The organism is Streptomyces sp. NPDC054975, from assembly GCF_053609105.1.
This window is the reverse complement of the sequence record NZ_JBSGWV010000036.1, coordinates 60,222-67,389: the sequence shown is the minus strand read 5'-3', so window position 1 is coordinate 67,389 and position 7,168 is coordinate 60,222. Positions and strand designations below refer to the sequence as shown.

Sequence of the window (7,168 nt, the reverse complement as noted above, 5' to 3'; positions counted from 1 at the left end):
GCCGGGCACGCGTGCGTGCCCGGCCCACGAAAGAGACGACGGAGTCGGCGTCAGCCGAAGACAGCCAGGCTCTTGGCCTTGCCCTTCTGGTCCTCCACGAGCGCCAGCAGACGCCCGTCCGGCCCGAAGACCGCCACCGGACCCGCCGGGTAGGACGGCATCTCCAGCCGTACGCCGTTCAGCAGCAGCCGGGCCCGCTTCTCGTCGACGTCCCAGCGGGGGAACGCCGCCGTGGCCGCGTCGGCGACCGGCATGACCGTCAGCTCCTCCTGGAGCTGGTCGAGGGTCCGCGCCGAGTCCAGCTTGTACGGGCCGACCCGGGTCCGTCGCAGCGCCGTCAGATGACCGCCCACGCCCAGTCCGGCGCCCAGGTCACGGGCGAGCGCCCGGATGTACGTACCGGAGGAGCAGACCACCGAGACGACGAGGTCCACGACCGCCGTACCGTCCTCTGCGACGGCCTCCCGGACGTCGTACACCTGGAAGGACGAGACCGTGACCGGCCGCGCCGGGATCTCGAACTCCTCGCCGCCGCGCACCCGCGCGTACGACCGCTTGCCGTCGATCTTGATGGCGGAGACCTTCGACGGCACCTGCATGATGGCGCCGGTCAGCTCCGCCACGCCCGCGTCGATCGCCTCGCGGGCCACCCGGGAGGCGTCGACGGACGCGGTGATCTCGCCCTCGGCGTCGTCGGTGATCGTCGTCTGGCCGAGGCGGATGGTGCCGAGGTACTCCTTCTCGGTCAGGGCGAGGTGACCGAGGAGCTTGGTCGCCCGCTCCACGCCGAGGACGAGGACGCCCGTCGCCATGGGGTCGAGCGTGCCCGCGTGGCCGACCCGGCGGGTCTTGGCGATCCCGCGCATCTTGGCCACGACGTCGTGCGAAGTGAAGCCCGACGGCTTGTCGACGATGACAAGGCCGTCGGGCGTCTTTGCGGTGCTCATTCGGCGGTGGTGCCCTCTTCGTCCTCGTCCTCGGGCTTGCGGTACGGGTCGGCCTCGCCGGCGTACTTCGCGCCCGAGGACGCCTCACGCACCTTGGCGTCGGAGGCCCGTGCCTTGTCGAGGAGGTCCTCGATCGTCTTGGCGGTCTCCGGGAGGGCGTCCGCGACGAAGGTCAGCGTCGGCGTGAACTTCGTCCCGGCGGCGGCGCCCACGGCCGAGCGGAGGATGCCCTTGGCGCTCTCCAGGCCGGCGGCCGCGCTGGCCCGCTCCTCGTCGTCGCCGTAGACCGTGTAGAAGACCGTGGCCTCCCGCAGGTCACCGGTGACGCGGGTGTCCGTGATGGTCACGTGCGTACCCAGGCGCGGGTCCTTGATGCCGCGCTGCAGCTTCTCGGCGACCACCTCCCGGATGAGGTCCGCCAGCTTCTTCGCCCGCGCGTTGTCGGCCACTGGTCCTTCTCCTTCTTTGCCTTGCTCGTTCAGTCTTCATCAGTGTGGAGCCTGCGTCGCACCGACAGCAGCTCCACCTCGGGCCTGGCCGCGACCAGCCGCTCGCAGCGGTCCAGCACGTCCGACACGAACCGCACGTCTCCGGCCACCAGAGCGACCCCCAGTCGGGCCCTGCGATGGAGGTCCTGGTCGCCCACCTCGGCCGCGCTCACGGAGAACTTGCGCTGGAGCTCGGCGACGATGGGCCGGACGACGGAGCGTTTCTCCTTCAACGAATGAACGTCGCCGAGGAGCAGATCGAAGGACAGAGTCCCCACGTACATGTAGATCCGGATGTCCCGCCGGTTCGGGGTAAGTGGCCCCGCCAAGGACTTGGCGGGAACACCAGAACCGTACACGCAACGGCCGGGGCCGATCGACGGAATAACTTCCGCCGACCGGCCCCGACCTACCGCTGCGCTCAGGCGCGCGGCTTCTCGCGCATCTCGTACGTCGCGATGACGTCGTCGATCTTGATGTCGTTGAAGTTTCCGAGGTTGATACCGCCCTCGAAGCCTTCGCGGATCTCGGTGACGTCGTCCTTGAAGCGGCGCAGACCCTCGATGTTGAGGTTCTCCGCGATGACCTTGCCGTCGCGGATGAGGCGCGCCTTGGTGTTGCGCTTGACCTCGCCCGAGCGGATGAGGACACCGGCGATGTTGCCCAGCTTGGACGAGCGGAAGACCTCGCGGATCTCCGCCGTACCGAGCTCGACCTCTTCGTACTCCGGCTTGAGGAGGCCCTTGAGCGCCGCCTCGATCTCCTCGATGGCCTGGTAGATCACCGAGTAGTACCGGACGTCGACACCCTCGCGCTCCGCCATCTGCGCCGCGCGGCCCGCAGCGCGGACGTTGTAGCCGATGACGATGGCGTCGGAGCCCATGGCCAGGTCGATGTCGGACTCGGTGACCGCACCCACACCGCGGTGCAGGACACGGATGTCGACCTCTTCGCCGACGTCGAGCTGGAGCAGCGAGGACTCGAGAGCCTCGACCGCACCGGACGCGTCGCCCTTGATGATGAGGTTGAGTTCCTGGACCAGACCGGCCTTGAGCACCTTGTCGAGGTCCTCGAGGGACACCCGGCGGACGCGCTTGGCGAAGGCGGCGTTGCGCTCACGCGCAGCGCGCTTCTCGGCGATCTGACGGGCCGTGCGGTCCTCGTCGACCACCAGGAAGTTGTCGCCGGCACCCGGGACGTTGGTGAGACCAAGGACCAGGACGGGAGTCGACGGGGTCGCCTCCTCGACGTTGTTGCCCTTGTCGTCGAGCATCGCCCGGACACGGCCGTACGCGTCGCCGACGACCATCGTGTCGCCGATGCGCAGCGTTCCGCGCTGGACGAGGACGGTCGAGACGGCACCACGACCGCGGTCGAGGTGGGACTCGATCGCAATACCCTGCGCGTCCTGGTTCGGGTTGGCCCGCAGGTCGAGCGAGGCGTCGGCGGTGAGGACGACGGCCTCGAGCAGGGAGTCGATGTGCAGACCCTGCTTGGCGGAGATGTCGACGAACATCGTGTCGCCGCCGTACTCCTCGGCCACCAGACCGAACTCGGTCAGCTGACCACGGACCTTGGTCGGGTCCGCGCCCTCGACGTCGATCTTGTTGACCGCGACGACGATCGGGACGCCGGCGGCCTTGGCGTGGTTGAGCGCCTCGATCGTCTGCGGCATGACGCCGTCGTTGGCCGCGACCACGAGGATCGCGATGTCGGTCGACTTCGCACCACGGGCACGCATGGCGGTGAACGCCTCGTGACCCGGGGTGTCGATGAAGGTGATGCGGCGCTCTTCACCGTTGACCTCGGTGCCCACCTGGTAGGCACCGATGTGCTGGGTGATGCCACCGGCCTCGCCCGCGACGACGTTGGTCTTGCGGATGGCGTCGAGCAGTCGGGTCTTTCCGTGGTCGACGTGACCCATGACGGTGACGACCGGCGGACGGGAGACCAGAGCCTCTTCGCCGCCCTCGTCCTCGCCGAACTCGATGTCGAAGGACTCGAGCAGCTCGCGGTCCTCCTCCTCGGGGGAGACGATCTGAACCGTGTAGTTCATCTCGTCGCCGAGGAGCTGCAGCGTCTCGTCGGAGACGGACTGCGTGGCCGTGACCATCTCGCCGAGGTTCATCATCACCGCGACGAGCGACGCCGGGTTGGCGTTGATCTTCTCGGCGAAGTCGGTGAGGGACGCACCGCGCGACAGGCGAATGGTCTCGCCGTTGCCGCGAGGCAGCATCACGCCGCCGACCGACGGGGCCTGCATGGCCTCGTACTCCTGGCGCCTCTGACGCTTCGACTTGCGACCGCGACGCGCGGGACCGCCGGGGCGACCGAAGGCGCCCTGCGTGCCACCACGGCCACCGGGGCCACCGGGACGGCCACCGAAGCCGCCGGGACGACCGCCGAAGCCGCCGCCACCGCCGCCGGGACCACCCGGACGACCGCCGCCGCCACCACCGGGACCACCGGGACGGCCGGCGAAGCCGCCACCGCCACCGCCGGGACCGGCCGGACGGCCGGCGAAGCCGCCGCCGCCACCGGGACGGCCGCCGCCGCCACCCGGACGACCGCCGGGGCCACCGGGGCCACGACCGCCGGGGCCACCACCGGGACGCGGGCCGGCAGCGGGACGCTGCGGCATCATGCCCGGGTTCGGACGGTTACCGCCGGGCGCGCCGCCCGGACGGGGAGCCTGCGGACGCGGCATCCCACCGGGGGTGGGACGCGCGCCGCCCTGGCCCTGGGGACGCGGGGCGCCACCGGGGCCGCCCTGCGGACGCGGGGCACCCGGAACGGCACGGTCGCCGCCGGGACGGGGGGCACCGCCACCGGGGCGGGGCGCCTGCGGGCGCGCCATTCCGGTGGAGCCACCCGAGGTGAAGGGGTTGTTGCCCGGACGAGGACCGGCCGGACGGGCACCGCCCGGACGCGGAGCGCCCTGGCCCTGCGGACGCGGGGCACCCTGGCCCTGCGGACGCGGCGCGCCCTGACCCGGACGGGCGGGACGCTCGCCGGCGGGACGGGGTCCCGGGGTCGCGCCACCGGGACGCTGACCGGCGGCGGGAGCCGACGGAGGCGCGGTGAACTCGGGGGCGGCCGGAGCCGGCGTGACCGGCTTGGGCGCGGGCTTCGGGCCCGGGCGGGGGCCCGAGGCGGCCGGAGCCGGAGAGGGGGTGCTGCTCGCCGGAGCCGCCGGGGTGACCGGGGCCGCAGGCGCGGCGGGGGCCGGCTTGGGGGCCGGGGCGCCGGGCTTCGGGGCAGCGGGACGTGCCGCGGCGGCCGGAGACGGCGCCGCGGGCTTCGAGGGGGCGGCCTTACGAGGCGCGCCAGGCTTGGCAGCGGTCTTGCCGGCGTTACCGCCGGGACCCTGCAGCGCATCAGTCAACTTGCGCACGACCGGCGCCTCGATCGTCGAGGACGCCGAACGGACGAATTCACCGAGTTCTTGGAGCTTGGCCATGACGACCTTGCTCTCCACGCCGAACTCCTTGGCGAGTTCGTATACCCGGACCTTAGCCACTTCGCTCCTTTTAGGTCCGGTTACCGCCGGACCGTCGCTACTTCATGGGCGTACTCATCGCGTACTCATCGAGTGCTCATCGCAATCTCGACCTACTTCCAACTCGCGAGGTACCTGACCGCACGGTTCTCCGTGCCGTACTTCTTCTTACTGGGTGAGCTGCTCCACCCGACACCTGATTTCCGCCGTTTCGAGCGGCCCCTGGACTTTGAAGGCCCTCGGGAACGCCCGGCGACGGACCGCCAGGTCGAGACAGACCGAAGCGGGGTGCAGATACGCACCCCGGCCGGGCAGCGTACCGCGAGGATCGGGGACACAAGCGCCCTCGACCGCCACGATGCGCAGCAGATCGCTCTTGGCCGCTCGCTCCCGGCATCCCACACAGGTTCGCTCAGGGCACGCGCGGGCATGCGTCCGGCCAGACACGCTTAAGTCTACCTCCCCGTAACGACCTCACCCGTTTGGGGCAAAAATCGAACGGTCGTCTGTCGTGATCTCGCCGTCGCACAACGTGACGACGGCGCGATTCATTCCTTGGGTGGAGCGGGGATCCGCTCAGTCCCGGTCGCGCCCGTCCTCGGACGGGTGCTCGGTGTCCGGGCGGATGTCGATGCGCCAGCCGGTGAGGCGGGCGGCGAGGCGGGCGTTCTGCCCCTCCTTGCCGATCGCCAGCGACAGCTGGTAGTCGGGGACGGTCACCCGGGCCGAGCGGGCGGCCAGGTCGACGATCTCGACCTTGGAGACCCGGGCCGGGGAGAGCGCGCTGGCCACCATCTCGGCCGGGTCGTCCGACCAGTCGACGATGTCGATCTTCTCGCCGTGCAGCTCCGCCATGACGTTGCGCACCCGACTGCCCATGGGGCCGATGCAGGCTCCCTTGGCGTTCAGGCCCGAACGGGTGGACCGTACGGCGATCTTGGTGCGGTGGCCGGCCTCACGGGCGATCGCCGCGATCTCGACGGAACCGTCGGCGATCTCGGGGACCTCCAGGGCGAACAGCTTCTTCACCAGATTGGGGTGCGTGCGTGAAAGGGTGACGGACGGACCGCGGACACCCTTGGCGACCCGGACCACGTACGTCCGCAGCCGCAGACCGTGCGTGTACTCCTCGCCCGGCACCTGCTCCTGCACCGGAAGGATGGCTTCCAGCTTGTCGTCCAGGCGGACGAGGACGTTCTTCGGGTCCTTGCCCTGCTGCACCATGCCGGACACGATGTCGCCCTCACGGCGGGCGTACTCGCCGAAGGTGACGTCGTTCTCGGCGTCCCGCAGCCGCTGCTGGATGACCTGCCGGGCGGTGCTCGCCGCGATCCGGCCGAAGTCCGACGGGGTGTCGTCGAAGTCCTTGGGCTCCTGGCCCTCCTCCAGCTCGGAGGGGTCCTCCTTCGCCCACACCGTCACGTGACCGGTCTGCCGGTTCAGCTCCACGCGCGCGTGGCGGCGGGCCGAGGGGGTGCGGTGGTATGCGATGAGGAGGGCCGACTCGATCGCCTCGACCAGCAGGTCGAAGGAGATCTCCTTCTCTTGTGCCAAGCCCTTCAGGAGCTTCACGTCGATGTCCACGGCTACGCCTCCTCTTCCTTCTTGTCCTTGCGGTTGAACTCGATCTCGACACGCGCCTTGGCGATGTCCGCGAACTCGACCCGGCGGGCGGTGGGCTTGCGCCCCTTCACGCCCGGCACTTCGAGGTCGACACCGGCGTCGTCCACGGCCATGATCCGCGCGACCAGCTCGGCGCCGTCGTTCAGCTGGAGCTTGGCGAGGCGGCCGGCGGCCCGCACGTAGTGGCGGGGCTCGGTGAGCGGGCGCTCCGCGCCCGGGGTGCCGACTTCGAGGGTGTACTCCCCCTCGCCCATCGCGTCGGTCTCGTCCAGCGTCGCCGAGAGCGCGCGGCTCACATCGGCGACCTGGTCCAGATCGGCACCTTCGTCGGAGTCGACGACCACACGCAGCACCCGCTTGCGTCCCACGGAGGCCACCTCGATCTCTTCGAGGTCGAGTCCCTGCGCGGCGATGAGCGGCTCAAGGAGTGCTCGCAGCCTGTCGCTCTGGGTGGTGCTCATCCGGGTGACTCCTCGGCCGCGTGTGCTGTTGTGGGTTCGTCGCGTGTCAGACCAAAGGGTATCCGGTCGCGGGGGGTGTTGCCGTCCACGGGCCCGGGGGCCGCGGGTACGCTCGCCTGCGGTGATCTTCGATCCGGGCCGAGGGAGTGA

7 protein-coding genes are annotated in these 7,168 nt (G+C 70.5%); all 7 read right to left on the bottom strand.

Going from position 1 to position 7,168, the window contains the following annotated elements:
• Positions 1–50: 50 nt before the first annotated feature.
• The gene (truB, locus tag ACWF79_RS25975; protein ID WP_453730550.1) at positions 51–947 is read right to left on the bottom strand and encodes a tRNA pseudouridine(55) synthase TruB; all 897 of its coding nucleotides are present in this window, start codon (positions 945–947) and stop codon (positions 51–53) included.
• Complete coding sequence (gene rbfA, locus ACWF79_RS25970) at positions 944–1,396, bottom strand: 30S ribosome-binding factor RbfA (protein WP_453730549.1); 453 nt, start codon at positions 1,394–1,396, stop codon at positions 944–946. The genes truB and rbfA overlap by 4 nt, the downstream gene beginning before the upstream one ends.
• Before the next feature lie 29 nt (positions 1,397–1,425).
• Complete coding sequence (locus ACWF79_RS25965; protein WP_453730553.1) at positions 1,426–1,719, bottom strand: DUF503 domain-containing protein; 294 nt, start codon at positions 1,717–1,719, stop codon at positions 1,426–1,428.
• Positions 1,720–1,856: 137 nt separating this feature from the next.
• On the bottom strand, positions 1,857–4,955 hold the full coding sequence (infB, locus tag ACWF79_RS25960; RefSeq protein WP_453730548.1) for a translation initiation factor IF-2: 3,099 nt from the start codon (positions 4,953–4,955) through the stop codon (positions 1,857–1,859).
• Between the two features lie 147 nt (positions 4,956–5,102).
• The gene (locus ACWF79_RS25955) at positions 5,103–5,381 is read right to left on the bottom strand and encodes a YlxR family protein (RefSeq protein ID WP_453730547.1); all 279 of its coding nucleotides are present in this window, start codon (positions 5,379–5,381) and stop codon (positions 5,103–5,105) included.
• Between the two features lie 129 nt (positions 5,382–5,510).
• On the bottom strand, positions 5,511–6,518 hold the full coding sequence (gene nusA, locus ACWF79_RS25950) for a transcription termination factor NusA (protein ID WP_453730546.1): 1,008 nt from the start codon (positions 6,516–6,518) through the stop codon (positions 5,511–5,513).
• Positions 6,519–6,520: 2 nt separating this feature from the next.
• On the bottom strand, positions 6,521–7,018 hold the full coding sequence (gene rimP / locus ACWF79_RS25945; RefSeq protein WP_453730545.1) for a ribosome maturation factor RimP: 498 nt from the start codon (positions 7,016–7,018) through the stop codon (positions 6,521–6,523).
• Positions 7,019–7,168 lie beyond the last annotated feature (150 nt).

What these genes read in the sequence shown, in the direction of transcription:
- truB (WP_453730550.1), bottom strand. Translation starts at nt 947, where the DNA reads ATGAGCACCGCAAAGACGCCCGACGGCCTTGTCATCGTCGACAAGCCG.
- ACWF79_RS25965 (WP_453730553.1), bottom strand. Translation starts at nt 1,719, where the DNA reads ATGTACGTGGGGACTCTGTCCTTCGATCTGCTCCTCGGCGACGTTCAT.
- rimP (WP_453730545.1), bottom strand. Translation starts at nt 7,018, where the DNA reads ATGAGCACCACCCAGAGCGACAGGCTGCGAGCACTCCTTGAGCCGCTC.